This window comes from Bradyrhizobium sp. 2S1 (assembly GCF_011516625.5).
In the GTDB taxonomy this organism is placed as follows: Bacteria; Pseudomonadota; Alphaproteobacteria; order Rhizobiales; family Xanthobacteraceae; genus Bradyrhizobium; species Bradyrhizobium septentrionale.
Map to the genome: position 1 here is coordinate 1,991,628 of NZ_CP147717.1, position 18,522 is coordinate 2,010,149.

Here is an 18,522-nt window from a genome sequence, read left to right on the forward strand (position 1 = left end):
GTCAAGCCGACGCTTAAAATCACAAAAGAACCTCGATCAGACGGGGACCGCGATCTTTCATCGCGCTAGCGAACTGGCGCGCGAATTCCTCGACCGACGTTGCGCGGCTCGCCTCTACGCCCATGCCGGACGCGAGTTTGACCCAATCAAGCTCGGGATTGTGCAGATCGAGCATCGAAAAAGCCTTGGGTCCGGGATCGCCGGCTCCGACCCGCCCGAGCTCGATGTTGAGAATCGCGTAGGAGCGGTTGGCAAAGATCACCGTGGTGACGTCGAGCTGCTCCCGGGCCTGCGTCCACAACGCCTGCAGCGTATACATCGCTCCACCGTCACCGTGGAGACAGACGACCTTCCGGTCCGGGCAGGCGACCGCAGCGCCTGTGGCGAGAGGGATGCCCTGCCCGATCGCACCACCGGTCAGCGTCAGATGATCGTGCGCCGCGATCGTGGCTGCAAACCGATGCATGCCGCCGCCTGCCGTTGCGCCTTCGTCGGAAATGATGGCCCCATCAGGAAGATAATGGGCGATGACCTGTCCGGCCGTCCGCGCATCAAGCGGACCGGCCGGAATGTCCGGCTTGTTCAATGCGCCGACGTGCAGCGGCCGACCTGCAGCCTTCACTGCGTCGGCGAGGGCCTCCAGGGCGACGACGCCATCCTCATGCGCGTGGGCGAGATAGAGAATCCGGCAATGCTCGGGCGTGCACCAGGACGGCTTGTTCGGATAGGCGAAGAAGCTGACCGGAGGCTTGGCGCCGACCAGGATGGGCTGCTCCGTCCCGCTCATGAACTCGACAATTTGCTCGGCAAAATAGGGAATGCGTTCGACCTGCACGCGGCCGGCTCCGCGCTGGCAACGCGGCGCGAAGGTATCGCAGGCGATCCGTGCGCCGGTCGCCGCAGCGATCCGGCCGGCCGCGTTGAGCCCGCGCTCCTTCAGCGCGGCCCCGCGGATCAGTATCATGGTTTTCTTTCCGGATCGGAGCGCGGCCGCGGCCTGGTCGATCGCCTCGCTCGAAACCTCTGCCGGTATCGGCTTCGGCAAGGCCGGTGCCGGGCGCTCAGCTTCCAGCCAGGCGGTGTCGGCGGGCAGGATCAAGGTCGCGATCTGACCGGGATATTGCAGCGCCGCCTCAACGGCACGAGCTCCGTCCGCAGCAACAGTCTGGGCACTTGCCGACGAATGCACCCAGGCCGAGACCGGCCGTGCGAACCCATGGACGTCGGAAGCGAGCGGCGCGTCATATTGCGCGTGATAGGTCGCGTGGTCACCGACGATATTGACGATCGGTGTCGCCGCGCGTCGCGCGTTATGGAGATTGGCCAGTCCGTTCGCGAGTCCCGGCCCGAGATGCAGCAGCGTCGCGGCGGGCTTCTCTGCCATGCGACCATAACCGTCGGCCGCGCCGGTCACCGCGCCTTCGAACAGGCCAAGCACGACCCGCATACCCGCGACCCTGTCGAGAGCTGCGACGAAATGCATCTCCGACGTGCCGGGATTGCCGAAACAGACCTCGACGCCCGATTCGACCAGCGTCCGCAAAAGACTTTCCGCGCCGTTCATGCCGCTTCTCCGTCGTTATGATGTTCCCACCCGGGCGTTCGGTTCCGTCTTGTCAGACGAAGGCGCTCAATCCCGTGATCGACTTGCCGACGATCAGGGTGTTCATCTCGCGCGTGCCCTCGTAGGAATAGATCGCCTCGGCATCCGCCACGAAGCGGCCGATGTGGTTTTCGAGCAGGATGCCGTTGCCGCCGAGCAGCTCGCGCGCATAGCCGACCGTCTCGCGGCATTTGACGGTGCAGAATGCCTTCGCCAGCGAGGCGTGCTCGTCCAGCATCACGCCCTCGTCCTGCATCTGTCCGAGCCGCAACATCATGGCCTGCGTCGCGGTGACGTTGCCGAGCATCCTGACCAGGAGATCCTGCACCAGTTGGAAGCCGCCGATCGGCCTGCCGAACTGCTGCCGCTCGGTCGCGTAACGCAGCGCGTGCTCATAGGCGCCCATCGCGCAGCCGACCGCGAACCACGCCACCCCGGTGCGGGTCATGCGCAGCACCTTGGCGGTGTCCTTGAAGGTGTTGGCGTTCTGCAGCCGGTCCGCCTCTGATACGCGGCAGTCCTTCAGGGTGATCAGGCCGTTCTGCACCACGCGCAGCGCCATCTTGGTCTTGATCTTCTCAACCGAGAAGCCGGGATTGTCCTTACCGACGACAAAACCCTTGACCTGGTTGGAGCCCTCTTCGCGCGCCCAGATCACGTTGATGTCGGCGAAGGTGACGTTGCCGATCCACTTCTTCTGGCCGTTGAGGATCCAGACGTCGCCCTCGCGCCGGCAGGTGGTCAGCATCCCGCCCGAGGTCGCGGAGCCGACCAGCGGCTCCGTCAGACCAAACGAGCCGATCTTCTCGAAACGCATCATCGAAGGCAGCCAGCGCTGCTTCTGCGCCTCATCGCCGCACAGATAGATCGAGCCCGCCGACAGGCCGGTGTGGACGCCCCAGAAGGTTGCCACCGAGGAATCGACCCGTGCCAATTCCATCGCGACAAAGCCGTTCAGGAGCCAGCTGCCGCCGGCCGCGCCATAACCCTGATAGCCGACGCCGCCGATGCCGATTTCGGCCATCTTCGGGATGATCGCGAACGGAAATTCGTCGCGCGCCCAAAACTCCTCGATCACCGGCGCCACCACGCCTTCGGCGAACTCGCGCACGCGCCGCACCAGCGCGCGTTCCGTCTCGTTCAGGACATTGGCGACCCCGTAGAAGTCGCCGTTGATCGGCGGCGGCGCATAATCCGGCTTGGCAGCCCGTGGCGCCTGCGCGTTTGCCATGACGTCCTCCCTGATACGTGGCGATGTTTCGCCCTGATATCTCGCGCTCCCGGCAGAACGCGACGTCCTGCCGGGACAGGTCGCATCGTGACGTCAGGTCGGCTTGTTCGGACGGACGCTGCTGCGGAACTCCTCAAAACTTTCCTTCATACGGTCCTGGATGATCTTGACCGCGTCGGTGGTCGACTGCCGTGCGGTCGACGCGCTGTCCTGGGCGCCCTTCACTGCGATATCGAACATCTTCCGCGCGAATTCGGTCTGCAAGGCGAGGTTCTCGTGGACCTTGCCAAGCGGCTTGTATTCGCGCGCCAGCGTCGAGGCCTCGCGCAGCCCGGCCTCCAGTACCTCGCGCTGCTTCTGCGCCACCGATTGCGCGCCTTGCGCCGCGACCTTCGCGCTCTGGCCGAGCGCTTCGAGGTTCTTCTTCTGGGCCTGCAGCAATTCGTCCACGTTCAGCTTCGGCAAGCCGAGATCACTACCGAACTTCCGCAGCATATCGATATATGAGCTGTTATCCGTCATGATGTCCTCCCTGTGGTTACGATTTTTGCCGCCCGTCTCCGGACGTTGGAACGAGATCCCTGAAGTAACTGGTGGTGCGCGAGAGCAGCGATGACGACACGGCCTGACGGCTGTCGTCGGCGAGAAACGCCTCGATCAGGCCCGCGGTTTCCTTTGGCCGCGTCACCATGAACAGGTGCCCGTCGTCGATCATGTGCAGCTCGGCGTTCGGGATCAGGCTCGCCATGATCTGACCATTGATCGGGGGCACCAGCGGATCGTCGCGGCCCATCAGGATCAGCGTCGGCTGCGGCAGCGACCACAGCCAGGGCAGGCTGGTCCAGCCGGTCATCGCGAGCAGCTGATAGAAGTAACCCATGCTGCGCGCGCCATGCATCGCCGCCGCATGCCGGCCGATCAGGGACGGGTCATCGCGAAACGCCCCGCCATAGATGTCGGCGGCGACCGTCTTCATGTAGCCCTTGTCGGTGTAGCGGCGCGGCGTCGCCATCTTCCACAGCACCGCAGGGCCTGCCGGCACCATGGTGAAACCCGGCGCGGTCGCGGCAAGCACCAGCCGCCGGCAGCGTTTTGGAAACTGATGCGCGAACTGCTGCGCGATTCCGCCGCCCCAGGACACGCCGGCGACGTCGACCTCGACATGGCCCAGCTCCGCGACAAGATCGGCGGCCAGCCGCGCCAGCGTTGACGGACGATAGGGCCATGCCGGCCTTGGCGACCCGCCGACACCGGGCACATCGAAGATGATGGCGGTCGTATTGGTGAGCGCTTCCAGGAACGGCCGCGCCAGCTCCCAATTGGCGCCGATCCCGTTGAACAGCAACAGCGGCGGCCCGCTGCCGTCACCGTGCCGGATCGCTACCTGGAGCAGCTGGCCGTCGATCGTGATCTGCCGTGTCTCGATCGCGCCGCGCTGCGTGGCGGCTGCCGGTCCAACCTTTGCCGGACTTGCCTTGTCGGCGCTGGTGAGATCTTCAGTCAAAGACGTAGGTTCCTGGTGCCGCAGCAAGGGTCGGATAGCGCGTGCTGCCGAGCACGGCCGGCGCATTGACCTCGTCGCCCGAGCGCGGCTGCAGCCAGTCGCGCCAGTCGAGCCACCAGCTCCCCTTGCGCTTTTCGGCCGAGGCCATGAACGCATCGGGCTTGTCCGTGGAGATCGGCCCGATCAAGAAGGACGCCTTCGGATTGCTCGGCGGATTGATCAGGCTCTGCAGGTGCCCGCTGCTCGACAGCACGAAGGTGGTGCCCTCGCCCATGATTTGCGCCGTCTTGTAGACGCCCTTCCACGGCGTGATGTGGTCGGTCATGCCGGCGACGACGTAGCTGTCGGCCTTGACCTTGCTCATGTCGATGGTCTTGTCGTTGAGCGTCAACCTGCCGGCGTTGACGAACGGGTTGGAGAAATAGAGATCGAGATAGTCGCCATGCAGCGCCGCCGGCAGGCGGGTCGTATCGGCGTTCCAGTACAGGATGTCGAAGGCCGGCGGCTGGTTGCCGAGCAGATAGTTGTTGACCCAGTAGTTCCAGATTAGGTCGTTGGGCCGCATCCAGGCGAACATCCGCGCCAGGTCATGGCCGTCGACGATGCCGCGCAGCTGCGACGAGGCCTTCGCCGCCCGCATGGTCTCGGGTGTCATCAGGCAGCCGAACGTGCTCTCCTCGGCCGAGTTGGGGTCGAGCAGGCAGACCGCCAGCACCAGGTTCTTGATCTTCTTTTCGGCGGCTGAGCCAAGCGTCGCGAAATAGGCCGTCGCGGTGATGCCGCCGGAGCAGGATCCCATCATCGAGATGTCCTCGCTGCCGGAAATCTCGCGCGCCGCGTCGACGGCCTCGTCGAGCGCCGCGACATAGGTATCGAGCCCCCAGTCGCGGTGCGCCGCGGTCGGGTTGCGCCAGCTCACCGCGAAGACCTGGATGCCGCTCTCAAGCAGGAAGCGCACCATGCTCTTGTCCGGCGACAGATCGAGCGCGTAGTACTTGTTGATCTGCGGCGGCGTGATCAGAAGCGGCCGCTTCCTGACCTTCGGCGTCGTCGGCGTGTACTGGATCAATTCGAGCAGCTCGTTGCGGAAGATCACCGCGCCCGGCGTGGTCGCGAGGTTCTCGCCGACCTTGAAGGCGCTCATGTCCACCATCGACGGCATGCCGCGATTCTGCGTCAGATCGCCGATATAGTTCTTCAGACCTGACCACAGGCTCTGTCCGCCGGTGTCGATGAACTTGCGGACCGCCGCCGGGTTGGTGAGCATCGTGTTGGTCGGCGCGACGGCATCGATCAGGATTTCTGTGATCAGGTGCGCGCGCTGCTTGTCGATATCGCTGAGGCTGGTCTTGTCGACCAGGCCGTTCACCGCCTCGCCCCAGGCCAGATAGGCCTTGAGCAGGCCAGAGTGCAGCGAGCTCTCCTTCCAGGTCGGATCGGCAAACCGCTTGTCGCCCGCCTTCGGCGCGCGCTCGGACTTGCCGGACACGATGGAGCCGAGTTCGCCGACGAAGGACAGCCACTGCTCGGTCGCGACTTTCGGCTCGTTGATGACGGCCTTGAACAGGATGCCGGCGCCCTCGACGAGGTCCTGCCCCTGGATACCGACCAGTGGGTTGAGCGCCAGCGTATTCCTGGACGCCGCCTCGGACATGTCGGATGCCGGCGATTCCGGACTGCGATGTTCCCTGCTCATTGCTTTGCTCCCGCCGCGGGAATCAGAAGGGCCAGCGTTTCGGCGATCAGAGCCGGCTTCTCCGAGCCTTCGACCTCCAGCGTGTTCTGGGTCTTCATGATCACCTGACCGCCGTCCTTCGGCTCGATGCCGGCAAGCACGACGCGCAACCTGACGCGGGCGCCGGACGGCACCGGCGCCAGAAAGCGGACCTTGTCGATCCCGTAGTTCAGGCCGGCTGCGGCGTCGCGCGGGATGATGCCGACCTGCATCGCAAGCGGCGCCACCATCGCGAGCGTCAGATAGCCATGCGCGATCGGACCGCGGAACGGGCTCTCGCGCCTCGCCCGTTCAACGTCGACATGAATCCACTGGTGATCGCCGGTGCAGGACGCAAAGGCGTCGATACGTTGCTGGTCGACCGTGACCCAGTCGGAGATTCCGAGCTCCCGTCCGACATGTTCGCCCAGGCCGGCAAGCGTGAGGTTGCTCATCTTGTGGTCCTCCTCGATCCCTTCTCGGCTGCCCTTGCGCTGGTCACATGTTGCCGTACTGCTCGCGCAGCTCCTTCTTGTTGATCTTGCCGACGCTGGTCTTGGGGATGCTGTCGATGAACAGGATCGTCCCGGGGATGCCGTATTTCGAGATGACACCCTTGTCGGCGAACACCTTGAGGTGGTCCTTGATGGCGACGTCGCTGAGGCCGTCGGCACCGGAGGGCTTCTTGACCACCAGCGCGAGCGGCCGCTCGCCCCATTTCTCGTCCTTGACGCCGATCACCGCGGCCTCGGCAACACCGGCGCATTGCGTGATCAGATCCTCGATCTGCAGCGACGAGACCCATTCACCGCCGGTCTTGATCACATCCTTGATGCGGTCGGTGATCTGGACGTAGCCGCCCGGGCTGACCACCGCGATGTCGCTGGTGTGCAGATAGCCGCCCTCCCAGAGCTGCTCCGAGCCCTCGGGATTGTTGAAGTAGCCCTGGGTGAGCCAGGGTGCCCGCAGCACGATCTCGCCGGCGGACTTGCCGTCATGCGGCACGTCTTTCATGTCGGGATCGACGATGCGCAGGTCGACCAGCGGGCCGGCGATGCCGGCGCGGGTGCGGAATTCGACCTCGCCGTCGGGATCGCCGCTGAGGTCCTTGGACTGGACATGGGAGACCGCGGCGAGCGGGCCGGTTTCCGACATGCCGTAACCGGCGAAGATGTCGATGCCCGCCGCCAGCGCCTGCTTGGCCAGCGCCTTCGGCAAGGCCGAGCCACCGATCACCATCTTGAGACCTTTGAGATCAACGTTCGCCGCAGCGGCGGCGTTGAGCAGCATCTGCAGGATGGTCGGCACGCCATGGGTGAAGGTGACGCCTTCGCTCTTGATCAGCTTGACCAGCATCGCCGGCTCGTAGCGACCCGGATAGACCTGCTTGGTGCCGGCCAGCGTCGCCGACCAGGGGAAGCCCCAGGCGTGGACGTGGAACATCGGCGTAATCGGCATGTAGACGTCGTCGCGCGAGAAACGCCCCTGCGACCCCGCCATGCCGAACAGCGCGAGCCCGGCGAGCGAGTGCAGCACGAGCTGGCGGTGGCTGTAATAGACCCCTTTCGGCAGGCCGGTCGTCCCGGTCGTGTAGAAGGTGGTGGCCTGGGTGTTCTCGTCGAAATCGGGAAAGTCGTAGTCGGGCGAAGCGGCAGCCAGCAGGCTTTCATATTCACCGATGAAGGACAGGCCGCCGGTCTGCGGCGACGGCTTGTCCGACATCACGATCAGCCGTTTGACCTTGGGCAGTTGCGCCTTGATGCCTTCAAGTAGTCCGACGAACTCGTCGTTGACGAGCAGCGTCGATGCGCCGGCGTGATCGATCGTGTAGGCGATCTGCTCCGGCGACAGGCGGACATTCACCGTCTGCAGCACGGCCGCCATCATCGGGATCGCGAAGAAGGCTTCGAGGAAGCGGTGGCTGTCCCATTCGAGCACGCCGACGGTGTCGCCGGGTTCGACGCCTGCCTTGCTGAGCGCCGAGGCGAGCCGGCCGATCCGCTCTCTCGTCTGCCGGTAGGTGAATCGCTTGAGATCGCGATAGACGATCTCCTGGTCCGGCGCCTGCACGCGCGGCGTGTGCCAGAGCTGCTTGAAGATCAGTGGATATTGATAGGCGGATTGGGCAGTCTGAATCAGTCTTCCAACCATGGAAGCCTCCCTCGACCTGGCATGTCCCCCGGCCAACGTCCGCATTTCTTAAGCGAGCGGATCGCGTGGTCTGCCGTCTTTTGTCACGACGGTCCGACCGTGTGACATTAGGACGAAGCCTCGCGTGATGCCCGAGATTTGTGAAGGTCCGAAACGGACATCGGCGGGGTCTTAGCCGGACAAGCTGCTCTCATCGACGGCAGCCGTCTTGAACAAAGCTGCTCTCTCTGACGCCGGCGGCGTCTTTTCGACGCGCTTTCTGCTGCCTTGCAACAAGGGCGAACCCGCTGATATGTCTGCGGATATGACCGGTGATATTTCTTGGGTTGTGCCGCGAACCAGTTATGTTCCGTGATGATGGCGAACGGCCGCCGCTTCGGAGAAGCTGGATCGTCTCAAGCGTTGTCATCTCTATTTGCTGCGCCGCAGGAAAGGCTGGTGCGAGTTGCAACCAACCACGCGACCGAAGAGACCCCTGGGCCCTCGCAGCGACATGCTGAGCGTCGGCGCCGGCGACAAGGTCTACGAGACAACCAAGCTCGGCGCCGTCTTCGACATGCTGGCGAGTCACGGCGTCCCGGCCGACGCCATCCTGCGCAACACGAACATTCCGCTTGCCGAGGTTCATTCGCCGCAAGCGCGGATCTCGCTGACGCAGCTGATAACGGTCTGTCAAAACGCGTTGCGGCTGTCGACCGACCGTCATCTGCCCTATCGCATCGGCGCATCGATCCACATCTCGACCTACGGAATGTACGGCTATGCGCTGCTGTGCTGCCCGGACTTTCGCAAGGCGATGGAATTCGCGATGCGCTACCACGCGCTGGCGGCGCCGCTGGCGGCGATCGACTTCACTGAAGACAAGGCCCATGCGAGATGGACCATCGAGCCCAATCTGCACGCGTTTGCCGATTCCGCGCTCTACCGCTTCGTCGCCGAGATGCAGATCGGCATCCATATCTCGCTGATGCGCGACATCATGGGGCCGGGCTTTGTCCCCTCCGAAGTCACGCTCGCTTACCCGCAGGCGGCGGACTTCGATCTTCCGCTCGATCATGTCGGATGCCCGGTGCGCTTCGATCAGCCCGCCAACCAGATTGTCTTCAAGGCGCAATTGCTGGACCGGAGCGCGGATCTCGGCAACAAGACGACATATCCGACCATCGTGGCCCTCTGCGACGACTTGCTCGGAGACTTGAGATTACGAACCGGCGTTGCCGGCAAAATTCGCGCCATCCTGCTCCGCGACATCGCAAATCCCCCGACGTTCGAGGCCATCGCCAAGCAGCTCGGCGTGAACGACCGGTCGCTGCGGCGCCAGCTTCGTCAGCAGGGCTTTTCCTTTCGCGGACTGCACGACGAGCTGCGCACCCAGATTGCCCTGAAATATCTCCGCAACACGACGCTGGCCAACGAAGACATCGCCCTGGCGCTCGGCTTCAGCGATGCGGCAAACTTCCGGCGCGCGTTCCACCGCTGGACCAACAAGGCGCCGAGCGATATCCGCGGCGAATAGCTTCAGCCGCGACCTCGTCGTCCGCTTGGGTGGTACCGGTCTTAGAAGGCGTAGGACGTCTTGCTCGGCTGCACGGTCAGCCGAAACGCGACATCGGTCGAACCATCCATCAGCTCGATCATGTGGCCGCACACCAGGCAGCGAAACTCACCTGCGGCGCCACCCTTCGACGTCAATTCGATCCGGCGATAGCCGGCCTCGCAATGGGGACAAGTCACATCGGATTTGCGCATCGAATCAGCAAGCGGTTGCTCTCTGCAGTCTCCCACACACCCATCGTCGGAAATGTGACGGCCGCCTAGCTGGATGTAGGTCGACCGGAGCACCGGGAATTTGTGCTGTCCTTTCAACCGAAAAATTCCCGAGAGCCGCAAGAGCAATGCTGGGCCACAGGCAAACAAAGCGAATGCGCTAAAAAACGAGCGAGCGCTCTCTCAGAAAATTTGCTCATCCCCCTTTTCCGACGGCCGTTTCGTAGGCTAGGAATGACGCAAGGGCGCAAAGCCCACACCCGGACCAGCAACAAAATGAAATGGTCCGGGAACATAGCCAGGGAGGCAATTTGGGTCTCGCGCGTCAGCGGCCGGGGACGAATGCGTTCGCGATGGAGGTGCTTTGCGCACGCATCCTCGAACGTCATCGCGATTCCATCCGGGTCCAGAAAACGCATCTCGCCGTTCCGAACCTCACGCGCATCATCGGCGCGACGCTCACGCTTTCCAACAAGCACGGCTTTCACGCCACCACCCTGCGCCAGCTCGCGGAGGCCTCCGGCCTCAGCATGGGCGGCCTCTACACCTATTTCGACAGCAAACCGACGCTGCTGTCGATGATCCTCGGCGAGGTCGCCGAGACGGCGGCGGAGGTGCTCAACTCGCCGCCCGCCAACGTCAAGCAGGATGCGCGCAAGCATCTGCACTGGATCATCGCGACCCATATTCGCATGAGCGAGGCGATGCAGCCCTGGTTCGTGTTCTGCTTCATGGAAGCGAAGTCGTTTCCGGCCGCAGAACGCCAGCGCGCCATCGAGATGGAGGTGATGACCGAGAAGATCATCGCGGACGTCCTCAGGCAGGGCGTCGCCAGCGGGGTCTTCGCGATCGATCAGATCACGCTGACGGCCTCGCTGATCAAGCCGCTGCTGCAGGACTGGTACGTCAAACGCTGGAAATACCGCAGGCGCGGCACCTCGATCGAGGCCTACATCAACGCCGTCGGCTCGTTTATCGACGCCGCGGTCGCCGGCAGAGCGCGACCGAGCCGCGTCGCGACCACCTCCCGCGCAAAATCCAGGCAGACGGGCGCATCCATGGCCGCAGGAAGGACGAGGCAATGAAGCGATTGCGGTTCAATCAGCAGGAGATCGTCTTCGCGGTATTTGCTGTCCTCTTCCTGGCGTTCTCGATTTTCCTGCGCGGCTTTCTGACGCCGGAGAACATGCTGACGCTGCTGCAGAACGTGGCGGTGCTCGGCATCCTCGGGCTTGCGATGGCGATCGTCGTGATCGGGCGCGGCATCGACATCTCCCTGATCGCAGCCCTCGCGGTACCTCCGGGGCTCGTGCTGCAGATGGTGCAGAACGGCCACTCGCTGCCGGCCTCGCTGCTGACGGCCGTGCTGCTAACGATCGGCTTCGGTTTGGTCAATGGCTGGCTGATTGCCTACGCCGAAGTCCCGTCGCTGTTCGCGACACTGGCGAGCGGCCTGCTGCTCGCCGGCCTCGGCCAGACCGCGCTGTTCCAGCTCGACGTCGTGCAGTGGAGCGACGGCATGGCCGGCTTCGAGCGGCTCGGACAGGGTACCATCGTCGGCATTCCGACCTCGATCGTGATGTTCGCGACCGCCTGCGCGGTGGTCGCGTTCCTGCTGCGCCGGACCCGCTGGGGCGCCTACATCTACGCGATCGGCGACAATCCCTATGCGGCCCGCGTCACCGGCATCCCCTCGCGCCCGATCATCGTGCTGCAATATGTCGTCGCGGCGCTGATCGGCTGCTTCGCGGGCCTGGTGATGGCGGCATCCGTCAACTCGATGCCGACCCGCATCTTCAATTCGACCCTGATCTACGACGTCATCCTGGTCGTCGTGCTCGGCGGCATCGGCTTGTCCGGCGGCCGCGGCGGCGTGCTCAACGTCATCATCGGAACGCTGCTGATCGGCACCATGCTCAACGGCATGACCATCATGGACATCTCCTACGCCGGACAAAATCTCGTCAAGGGCGTCGTCCTGCTGCTCGCGGTCATCACGGATTCATTCCTGAACCCGCGCAACGAAGAAACCGCACAGCAGGGCGACATCTGATCAAGCAGAGAAACAACCATAACCAAGGAGGAAGCGATGAAGCGCATTGTCAGTTCTGCAAAGGTGACCGCCATAGCACTGGGGCTTGCGGCCATCGCCGCACCGGCCCTGGCCCAGCAGGGCCTCGACGAGCCGTTCCAGAAGCCGTTCAAGGACGCTCTCGCCGGCAAGACGGTGGCCTACGTTCCGGTCGCCATGAACTTCGACCTCACCGAAGGCTGGTACGCCGGCATGAAGAAGGAGCTCGAGCCGTTCGGCGTGAAGTTCGAGATCCGCGATCCGAACTGGAACACCAATGCCGGCGCGCAGGCGGTGACCTCGCTGATCTCGGAAAAGCCGGCCGTGATGGTGATCCACAATCCGGACGTGCAGACCTATGCCAAGCTGCTGCAGCGCGCCGAGAACGAAGGCATCTACGTGATCCAGATCAACATGGGGTCAGCCTATCGCTCTTCGGCCTTCGTCGGCGCCAACTGGATCGAGATCGGCGAGAAAGACACTGAGGCGGTGGTGAAGGCCTGCCAGGGCAAGTCGAACAAGATCGCCATCGTGCAGGGCGCGCTCTCGGCGGCAGCCAGCGCCTACACGCTCAAGGGCGTTGAGAACGTGCTCGCCAAGCATCCCGAGATCAAGGTGGTGTCGAGCCAGGCGGCTGACTGGGATGCGGCGAAAGCCAAGGCGATCACCCAGACGGTGCTGAAGCAGAATCCCGACCTCTGCGGCATCGTCGGCTTCTGGGACGGCATGGACATCGGCACCGCAGCCGCGGTGAAGGAAGCCGGCCTGACCGGCAAGGTGTTCGTGGCGACCTCCGGCGGCGGTGAACGCAAGGGCGCCTGCGAGCTCGTGAAGTCCGGCGCCTTCGACCTCAACCTGAGCTACGACGTGCCGACCCAGGCCGCGCAGATGGCCGGCACGATCAAGTGGCTGCTGTCGTCGGGCGCCAAGGCCGGTTCGATCAAGGGCTCGGAATACACGACCCTGATTCCGATCACCAAGGAGAACGCGGACAGCCAGACCGCGTGCTGGAATCTCAGTGACCTGAAGAAATAGCCTCGCCATTCCCGCTCGACGTCCCGGGTCACGCCCGGGACGTCGACCTCCCAAATCGAACGCCTTTGGAATGCCGATGCGCGACACCTTGACGAGCCTGCGTTACCGCTATTGGCCGGATCATCTCCTCGGCGAGATCCTGTCGAAGCGTTGGACCGAGACCGCAATTCCGGTGATCCTGCTCTTGATCGTCGGCTTCGCGCTCAGCCGCTCTATCGATCACTTCCTGTCGCCGTCGAGCCTTGCCGACACCGCGCGGCAGGCCGGCGAAATCGGCTTCATCGGGCTCGGCATGGCGCTGGTCGTCATCGTCGGCGGCATCGATCTGTCGGTCGGATCGATCTTCGCGTTGACGGATTTTGCGCGCTCTATCTGCTCGACGTGCTGAACTGGCCGGTGCCGGCCGTGGTGGTGGCCACCCTCCTCTGCGGCGCATTGCTCGGCGCCGTGAACGGCGTGCTGATCGGCTATTTGCGGCTGCGCGCCTTCATCACCACGCTGATCACCCTGATCATCTACCGTTCGGCGTTCGATCTCCTGATCCAGCGCTACTCCAATTCGATTGCCGCGGCCTTCCCCGACATCCCGTCGTGGAATTTCATCGGCGGCGGCGACGTGTTCGGTATTCCGAGCGTCGCACTGGTCTACATCGTCATCGCGATCTTCGGCCATATCTTCATGACCCGGCTGCGCCCGGGCTGGCACATCACCGCGATCGGCGGCTCGCGCCGCTCGGCTTATAATTCCGGCATTCCGGTTCGCCGCACCATCGCGCTCTGCTATGTCGCAAGCGGCGTGCTGACCAGCATCGCCGCACTGTTCTTCGCGGCACGGCTCGGCACCGTCGGCGGCGACATCGGTGTCGGCCTCGAGGTGATCGTGCTGACCGCGACCGTGCTCGGCGGCATCACGCTCGGCGGCGGCAAGGGCTCGGTCGCCAAATCGCTGGTCGGCGTGCTGATCGTGCTCCTGATCACCAACGGCCTGACCACGCTCAACGCGCGGGGCGGCATCAACCGCATGGCGCTGGCGGGAATTCTGCTGATCGCGGCCATGGTCGACATCCGCTGGCAGAAGAACCGCACCCGCATCATCAGCAAGGTCTATGTCGCGCCGACCTATCACGCCTTGCCGCCGCCACCCGCGACCGAGATCGGCCAGGGCGGCCCGTTCGAGCAGAACGACAAGCTGCGCGACGTCGAACTGATCGGCCTCGGCCGCATAGAGGCGCCGGAGGACGTGATCCTCGATCGCAACAACAATCTCTATGCCGGCTCGCGCCATGGCGACATCATGCGCTTCTACGCGCCCGACTATCAGCGGATGGAGGTGTTCGCCCATATCGGCGGTCAGCCGCTCGGCATGGCCTTCGACCGGCAGGACAATCTCTATGTCTGCATCGGCGGCATGGGCCTCTACCGTATCAAGCCGGACGGTACGGTCGAGAAGGCCACCGATGAAACCAATCGCAGCATGCATTCGGTGAACGACGACAGCCGCCTGCGGCTGGCCGACGACCTCGACATCACCGACGACGGCCTGATCTTCTTCTCGGAAGCCACCGTGCGCTACGAGATGGACGAATGGCCAATCGATGGCCTCGAGGCGCGCGGCAACGGCCGCATCATCTGCTACGACACCAAAACCGGCGCCACGCACACCGCGCTGCGCGGCCTCAAATTCCCCAACGGCATCTGCGTCGCCAGCGACGGCCAGTCGATCCTGTTCGCCGAGACCTTCGGCTGCTCGATCAAGCGGCTGTGGTTCGCCGGGCCGAAGAAGGGCCAGGTCGAGGTGGTGATGGACAATCTGCCGGGCTATCCCGACAACATCAATCTCGCCTCCGACGGCAATTACTGGCTGGCGCTGGTCGGCATGCGCAGCCCCTCGCTGGACCTCGCCTGGAAGATGCCCGGCTTCCGCCGCCGCATGGCCAAGCGCGTCCCGGTCGACGAATGGCTATTCCCGAACATCAACACCGGCTGCGTCGTCAAGTTCAACGAGCAGGGCAAGATTCTCGAATCGTTCTGGGACCTGCGCGGCGAGAACCATCCGATGATCACCTCGATGCGCGAGCATCGCGGCTATCTCTATCTCGGCGGCATCATGAACAACCGGATCGGCCGTTACAAACTCGACAACGCGGACCCGAACTACGTGCAGTATGACAAGCGCTGGGGGAAGCTGTCGTGATCGCGGCTGTCAGGGAATTCGCCAACCGCTTTCTCGGCCGTGGCGAGGCCACCATCACCGTGCCGTCGTTCGACGGTGCGCTGAAGCCGAACCAGAAACTGGAGGCCGCGACCACCGTGCTGGAATGCGAGGCGCCCGAAGACCTCGCAACCGACGGCCGCAATCTCTATGTCGCCGACGGCCGGCGCCTGCTTCGCCTCAACGGCAGTGCCGCGACCGAGCTGCGCAGCTTCGATCGGCCGATCTCGGCGCTCTGCACGCTCGCCGACGGCGGCATCGCGGTCGCGCTTGGCGGCCAAGAGGTGCGACTCTATGCCAACCCCTCGTCTGGCGAGCCGAGCGTGACGTTCAGCGACGCAGCCTTCAATGCGATCAACGCGCTGACGCCGGCGGACGACGGGACCTTGATCGCCACCGACGGCTCGGCGAGCTGCGGCGTCGACGACTGGGCGCGCGACCTGATGGAGCTCAACCGGAGCGGCCGGGTGTTCCGGCTCGATCCCAAGAGCCGATCGGTGAAGCCGCTGGCGTCAAAGCTCGGCTACGCTTTCGGCGCCTGCGCGCAGGGCGATGGCCTGCTGGTCAGCGAGAGCTGGCGGCATCGTCTCGTCCTGGTCGCGGACGGCAGGCCGCCGCAGCTCGTGCTCGGTCACTTGCCCGTCTATCCGTCGCGGCTCTCGAAGGCCACCGGCGGCGGCTACTGGCTCACCGCATTCACCGCACGCACGCAACTGATCGAGTTCGTGCTGCGCGAGCCGGGCTACCGGCGCCGCATGATGGCCGAGATCGATCCGGCCTATTGGGTGGCGCCGCGGCTGCGCTCGGGCTTCTCGTTCAAGGAGCCGATGCAGGGCGCACACATCAAGACGATGGGCGTCATCAAGCCATGGGCGCCGCCGCGTTCCTACGGACTCGTGATCCGGCTGAGCGAAGACGGCAAGCCAATGTATTCGCTGCACAGCCGGGTCGACGGCATCAATCACGGCGTCGTCGCGGCGCTCGAGGTGGGCGGTGATCTTGTGCTGATCGCCAAGGGACCGGGCCGCGTGCTGAAACTGCCCCTCGCCGGGCTCGCCGAGGAGGTCGGCTCATGAGCGACACCGTGCTTTCCCTGCGCAAGGCCACCAAGCTTTATGCCGGCGTGCCCGCCATCGAGGGCGTCGACTTCGAGCTCCGCCGTGGCGAGATCCACGCACTGGTCGGCGAGAACGGCGCCGGCAAGTCGACGCTGACCAAGGTGATGGCCGGCGTCGTGGCGTTGACCTCGGGCGGCATGACGGTCGATGGCGCGGAGGTCGCGCCGCGGACGCCGCTGGAGGCCCGCAATCTCGGCATCGCCATGGTGTTCCAGGAGAACAGCCTGGTGCCGACCATGACGGTGGCGCAAAATCTCTTTCTCGGGCAGGAGAAATTCTACAACAGGCTGCGCGGCATCTACATCGCCGCTCAGCAATTCCTGCAATCGCTCAATTTCGATGTCACGCCGACCGCGACCGTGAGCGGGCTCGGCGCAGCCAAGAAGCAGATGGTCGAGATCGCGCGCGCGGTCCTGCACAAGGCCAAGGTCATCATCTTCGACGAGCCGACCGCGTCGCTGACGCCCGAAGAGAAGAAGTACTTCTTCGACCTGGTCCGCGACCTCAAGAAGCGCGGCGTCTCGATCATCTTCATCTCGCACGCCCTGGAAGAGGCCCTGCTGCTCGCCGACCGCATCACCGTGTTGCGCGACGGCAAGCACGTGATCACCGACGACGCGGCGAAATTCGACCGCGCGGCGATCGTGCAGGCGATGGTCGGACGCGACTTGTCCAACACGCTGTACGGCGCGCGGAAGACCAGCGTCCGGCCGGCAGGCGCCCGCGTGCTCACCGTGCAGAACCTCAAGATGGCGCCGATGGTGAAGAACAATTCGCTCTCGGTGTTTGCCGGGCAGATCACCGGCGTGTTCGGCCTGGTCGGCGCGGGTCGCACCGAGACCTTCAAGATCGTCTCCGGCGTGCTGAAGCGCGACTTCTTCCACGGCGGCGAGATCCTGCTGCATGACAAGCCGGTGCGCTACCGGGTCCCGGCGCCGGCGGTCAAAGCCGGCATTGCCTACGTGACCGAGGACCGCAAGGTGGAGGGCTTCTTCGAGACCGCCTCGATCGCCCGCAACATCTATCTCGGCCTGCTCTCCAAGTTCCCCGGCGGGCGGATGCTGCTGTCGGGGCGCGAGACCAACTCGGTCGGCAAGACCTGGACCCAGCGGCTGAAGGTCCGCGCCATCGGCGACGAGGCCAAGGTGGTCGAGCTCTCAGGCGGCAACCAGCAGAAGGTAGTGATCGCCAAGTCGCTGGTGCAGGAGCCTGAGCTGATCATCTTCGACGAGCCGACGCGCGGCGTCGACGTCGGCGCCATCGTCGAGATCCACGAGTTGATCAACCAGCTCGCCGACGAGGGCAAGGCGGTGGTGGTGATCTCGTCCTATCTGCCCGAGATCATGGCGCTCTCCGACCGCATCCTGGTGTCGCGCCAGGGCAAGGTGGTCGAGGAATTCTCCGCGGTCGAAGCCACCGAGGAGAAGATTATGTATGCGGCGATCCATTGATGCCCCGGCGGGCATGCGTTACGGCCAGCTCGCGATGCCGTGCCGGAGCACGATCGCATTGAGCGAGCCCGCCGCATCGGCCGCGATCCTGACGGCCTACTGCTTTGGGCCGACGGTTCCGGTCGTCTTCAGCCTCGCCGACCGCACCCAACCCGAGACGTCGTTGCCCGTCCGCGGATTGATGTACATCACCGACGACCAGCCATCACTGGTTTGCGCATAGGCGACGAGCTCGTCATTCGGAATGACGAAGACACCGCTGACCGGACAGTGCAGATTCGGCGCCGAATAGAATTGCAGCCGCCCCGTGCCCGTCACCACATTGGCGAGCGGCGGCGAGAATATCGGGACCCGACTGGTGCCGGTCTGCGGCTCCTTGCAGCCCCACGGCGTCTGCGCATGCACGGACGCGCCCAGAGCACCGAGCATCACGGCGCTGCAGACGATGCAGGCGAGTATGGACCTGTCCGACATCATTTCATCCTCCCGGACGCACTGAAGGTCGCCGCCCGTTGGCTTGAGATGTTTGTCGCCGGACATGGCGAACAGGTTCTGCGGCTGAGACGAAAGTTTGCGTAGCGGGACAGGCAGCGCCGCGATCGAGCAATGCGGATGTATTTCCTCCGGGGCTAGGCGTCCGGCTTCCACTGCGCCACCGCCGCGTCG

Annotated in this window: 15 protein-coding genes and 1 pseudogene; 7 read left to right on the top strand and 9 right to left on the bottom strand. The window is 64.3% G+C overall.

Annotation, left to right across the window (positions count from 1 at the left end):
- Positions 1–19: 19 nt before the first annotated feature.
- The 7 genes from HAP54_RS09485 to HAP54_RS09515 all read right to left on the bottom strand — a co-directional run bounded on the left by HAP54_RS09485 (position 20) and on the right by HAP54_RS09515 (position 8,203).
- Positions 20–1,564, bottom strand: coding sequence for an acetolactate synthase large subunit (locus tag HAP54_RS09485; RefSeq protein WP_166299545.1), 1,545 nt, complete (start codon positions 1,562–1,564; stop codon positions 20–22).
- A 52-nt stretch (positions 1,565–1,616) separates the two neighbouring features.
- Positions 1,617–2,834, bottom strand: coding sequence for an acyl-CoA dehydrogenase family protein (locus HAP54_RS09490; RefSeq protein ID WP_166299547.1), 1,218 nt, complete (start codon positions 2,832–2,834; stop codon positions 1,617–1,619).
- Between the two features lie 93 nt (positions 2,835–2,927).
- A complete protein-coding gene (locus HAP54_RS09495) occupies positions 2,928–3,356 on the bottom strand; it encodes a phasin family protein (protein ID WP_029083155.1) in 429 nt (142 codons plus the stop codon).
- A gap of 16 nt (positions 3,357–3,372) precedes the next feature.
- A complete protein-coding gene (gene phaZ, locus HAP54_RS09500) occupies positions 3,373–4,338 on the bottom strand; it encodes a poly(3-hydroxyalkanoate) depolymerase (RefSeq protein WP_210297545.1) in 966 nt (321 codons plus the stop codon).
- On the bottom strand, positions 4,331–6,034 hold the full coding sequence (locus tag HAP54_RS09505) for an alpha/beta fold hydrolase (RefSeq protein WP_166299550.1): 1,704 nt from the start codon (positions 6,032–6,034) through the stop codon (positions 4,331–4,333). Before HAP54_RS09505 ends, phaZ begins: the two co-directional genes overlap by 8 nt.
- A complete protein-coding gene (locus tag HAP54_RS09510) occupies positions 6,031–6,507 on the bottom strand; it encodes a MaoC family dehydratase (protein ID WP_166299552.1) in 477 nt (158 codons plus the stop codon). Before HAP54_RS09510 ends, HAP54_RS09505 begins: the two co-directional genes overlap by 4 nt.
- Before the next feature lie 43 nt (positions 6,508–6,550).
- A complete protein-coding gene (locus HAP54_RS09515) occupies positions 6,551–8,203 on the bottom strand; it encodes a fatty acid--CoA ligase (protein ID WP_166299554.1) in 1,653 nt (550 codons plus the stop codon).
- Positions 8,204–8,696: 493 nt separating this feature from the next.
- Here HAP54_RS09515 and HAP54_RS09520 point away from each other — a divergent pair, with 493 nt between their 5' ends.
- The gene (locus tag HAP54_RS09520; RefSeq protein ID WP_166299556.1) at positions 8,697–9,719 is read left to right on the top strand and encodes an AraC family transcriptional regulator; all 1,023 of its coding nucleotides are present in this window, start codon (positions 8,697–8,699) and stop codon (positions 9,717–9,719) included.
- A gap of 41 nt (positions 9,720–9,760) precedes the next feature.
- Here the strand turns inward: HAP54_RS09520 and HAP54_RS09525 are convergent, their stop codons facing one another.
- The gene (locus tag HAP54_RS09525; protein WP_166299558.1) at positions 9,761–9,952 is read right to left on the bottom strand and encodes an MJ0042-type zinc finger domain-containing protein; all 192 of its coding nucleotides are present in this window, start codon (positions 9,950–9,952) and stop codon (positions 9,761–9,763) included.
- Between the two features lie 371 nt (positions 9,953–10,323).
- Between HAP54_RS09525 and HAP54_RS09530 the strand changes: the two genes are divergently transcribed.
- The 6 genes and pseudogenes from HAP54_RS09530 (at position 10,324) to HAP54_RS09555 (ending at position 17,856) form a co-directional block, all read left to right on the top strand.
- Entirely contained in the window at positions 10,324–11,055 is a 732-nt protein-coding gene (locus tag HAP54_RS09530; protein ID WP_166299560.1) for a TetR/AcrR family transcriptional regulator, read from the top strand.
- Complete coding sequence (locus HAP54_RS09535) at positions 11,052–12,023, top strand: ABC transporter permease (RefSeq protein ID WP_166299562.1); 972 nt, start codon at positions 11,052–11,054, stop codon at positions 12,021–12,023. The genes HAP54_RS09530 and HAP54_RS09535 overlap by 4 nt, the downstream gene beginning before the upstream one ends.
- Before the next feature lie 36 nt (positions 12,024–12,059).
- A complete protein-coding gene (locus tag HAP54_RS09540) occupies positions 12,060–13,076 on the top strand; it encodes a sugar ABC transporter substrate-binding protein (RefSeq protein WP_166299563.1) in 1,017 nt (338 codons plus the stop codon).
- A gap of 70 nt (positions 13,077–13,146) precedes the next feature.
- A pseudogene (locus HAP54_RS09545) lies at positions 13,147–15,269 on the top strand (ABC transporter permease).
- Positions 15,266–16,363 carry a hypothetical protein gene (locus tag HAP54_RS09550; RefSeq protein WP_166299564.1) on the top strand — a complete coding sequence of 366 codons (1,098 nt, stop codon included), beginning with the start codon at positions 15,266–15,268 and terminating at the stop codon, positions 16,361–16,363. The pseudogene HAP54_RS09545 and the gene HAP54_RS09550 overlap by 4 nt, the downstream one beginning before the upstream one ends.
- The gene (locus tag HAP54_RS09555; protein ID WP_166299565.1) at positions 16,360–17,856 is read left to right on the top strand and encodes a sugar ABC transporter ATP-binding protein; all 1,497 of its coding nucleotides are present in this window, start codon (positions 16,360–16,362) and stop codon (positions 17,854–17,856) included. The genes HAP54_RS09550 and HAP54_RS09555 overlap by 4 nt, the downstream gene beginning before the upstream one ends.
- 96 nt (positions 17,857–17,952) lie before the next feature.
- Here HAP54_RS09555 and HAP54_RS09560 read toward each other — a convergent pair whose 3' ends face one another.
- Complete coding sequence (locus HAP54_RS09560) at positions 17,953–18,396, bottom strand: hypothetical protein (protein ID WP_248114251.1); 444 nt, start codon at positions 18,394–18,396, stop codon at positions 17,953–17,955.
- Between the last annotated feature and the right edge of the window lie 126 nt (positions 18,397–18,522).

What these genes read in the sequence shown, in the direction of transcription:
- HAP54_RS09485 (WP_166299545.1), bottom strand. Translation starts at nt 1,564, where the DNA reads ATGAACGGCGCGGAAAGTCTTTTGCGGACGCTGGTCGAATCGGGCGTC.
- HAP54_RS09490 (WP_166299547.1), bottom strand. Translation starts at nt 2,834, where the DNA reads ATGGCAAACGCGCAGGCGCCACGGGCTGCCAAGCCGGATTATGCGCCG.
- HAP54_RS09495 (WP_029083155.1), bottom strand. Translation starts at nt 3,356, where the DNA reads ATGACGGATAACAGCTCATATATCGATATGCTGCGGAAGTTCGGTAGT.
- HAP54_RS09505 (WP_166299550.1), bottom strand. Translation starts at nt 6,034, where the DNA reads ATGAGCAGGGAACATCGCAGTCCGGAATCGCCGGCATCCGACATGTCC.
- HAP54_RS09510 (WP_166299552.1), bottom strand. Translation starts at nt 6,507, where the DNA reads ATGAGCAACCTCACGCTTGCCGGCCTGGGCGAACATGTCGGACGGGAG.
- HAP54_RS09515 (WP_166299554.1), bottom strand. Translation starts at nt 8,203, where the DNA reads ATGGTTGGAAGACTGATTCAGACTGCCCAATCCGCCTATCAATATCCA.
- HAP54_RS09520 (WP_166299556.1), top strand. Translation starts at nt 8,697, where the DNA reads ATGCTGAGCGTCGGCGCCGGCGACAAGGTCTACGAGACAACCAAGCTC.
- HAP54_RS09525 (WP_166299558.1), bottom strand. Translation starts at nt 9,952, where the DNA reads ATGCGCAAATCCGATGTGACTTGTCCCCATTGCGAGGCCGGCTATCGC.
- HAP54_RS09530 (WP_166299560.1), top strand. Translation starts at nt 10,324, where the DNA reads ATGGAGGTGCTTTGCGCACGCATCCTCGAACGTCATCGCGATTCCATC.
- HAP54_RS09535 (WP_166299562.1), top strand. Translation starts at nt 11,052, where the DNA reads ATGAAGCGATTGCGGTTCAATCAGCAGGAGATCGTCTTCGCGGTATTT.
- HAP54_RS09540 (WP_166299563.1), top strand. Translation starts at nt 12,060, where the DNA reads ATGAAGCGCATTGTCAGTTCTGCAAAGGTGACCGCCATAGCACTGGGG.
- HAP54_RS09555 (WP_166299565.1), top strand. Translation starts at nt 16,360, where the DNA reads ATGAGCGACACCGTGCTTTCCCTGCGCAAGGCCACCAAGCTTTATGCC.
- HAP54_RS09560 (WP_248114251.1), bottom strand. Translation starts at nt 18,396, where the DNA reads ATGTCCGGCGACAAACATCTCAAGCCAACGGGCGGCGACCTTCAGTGC.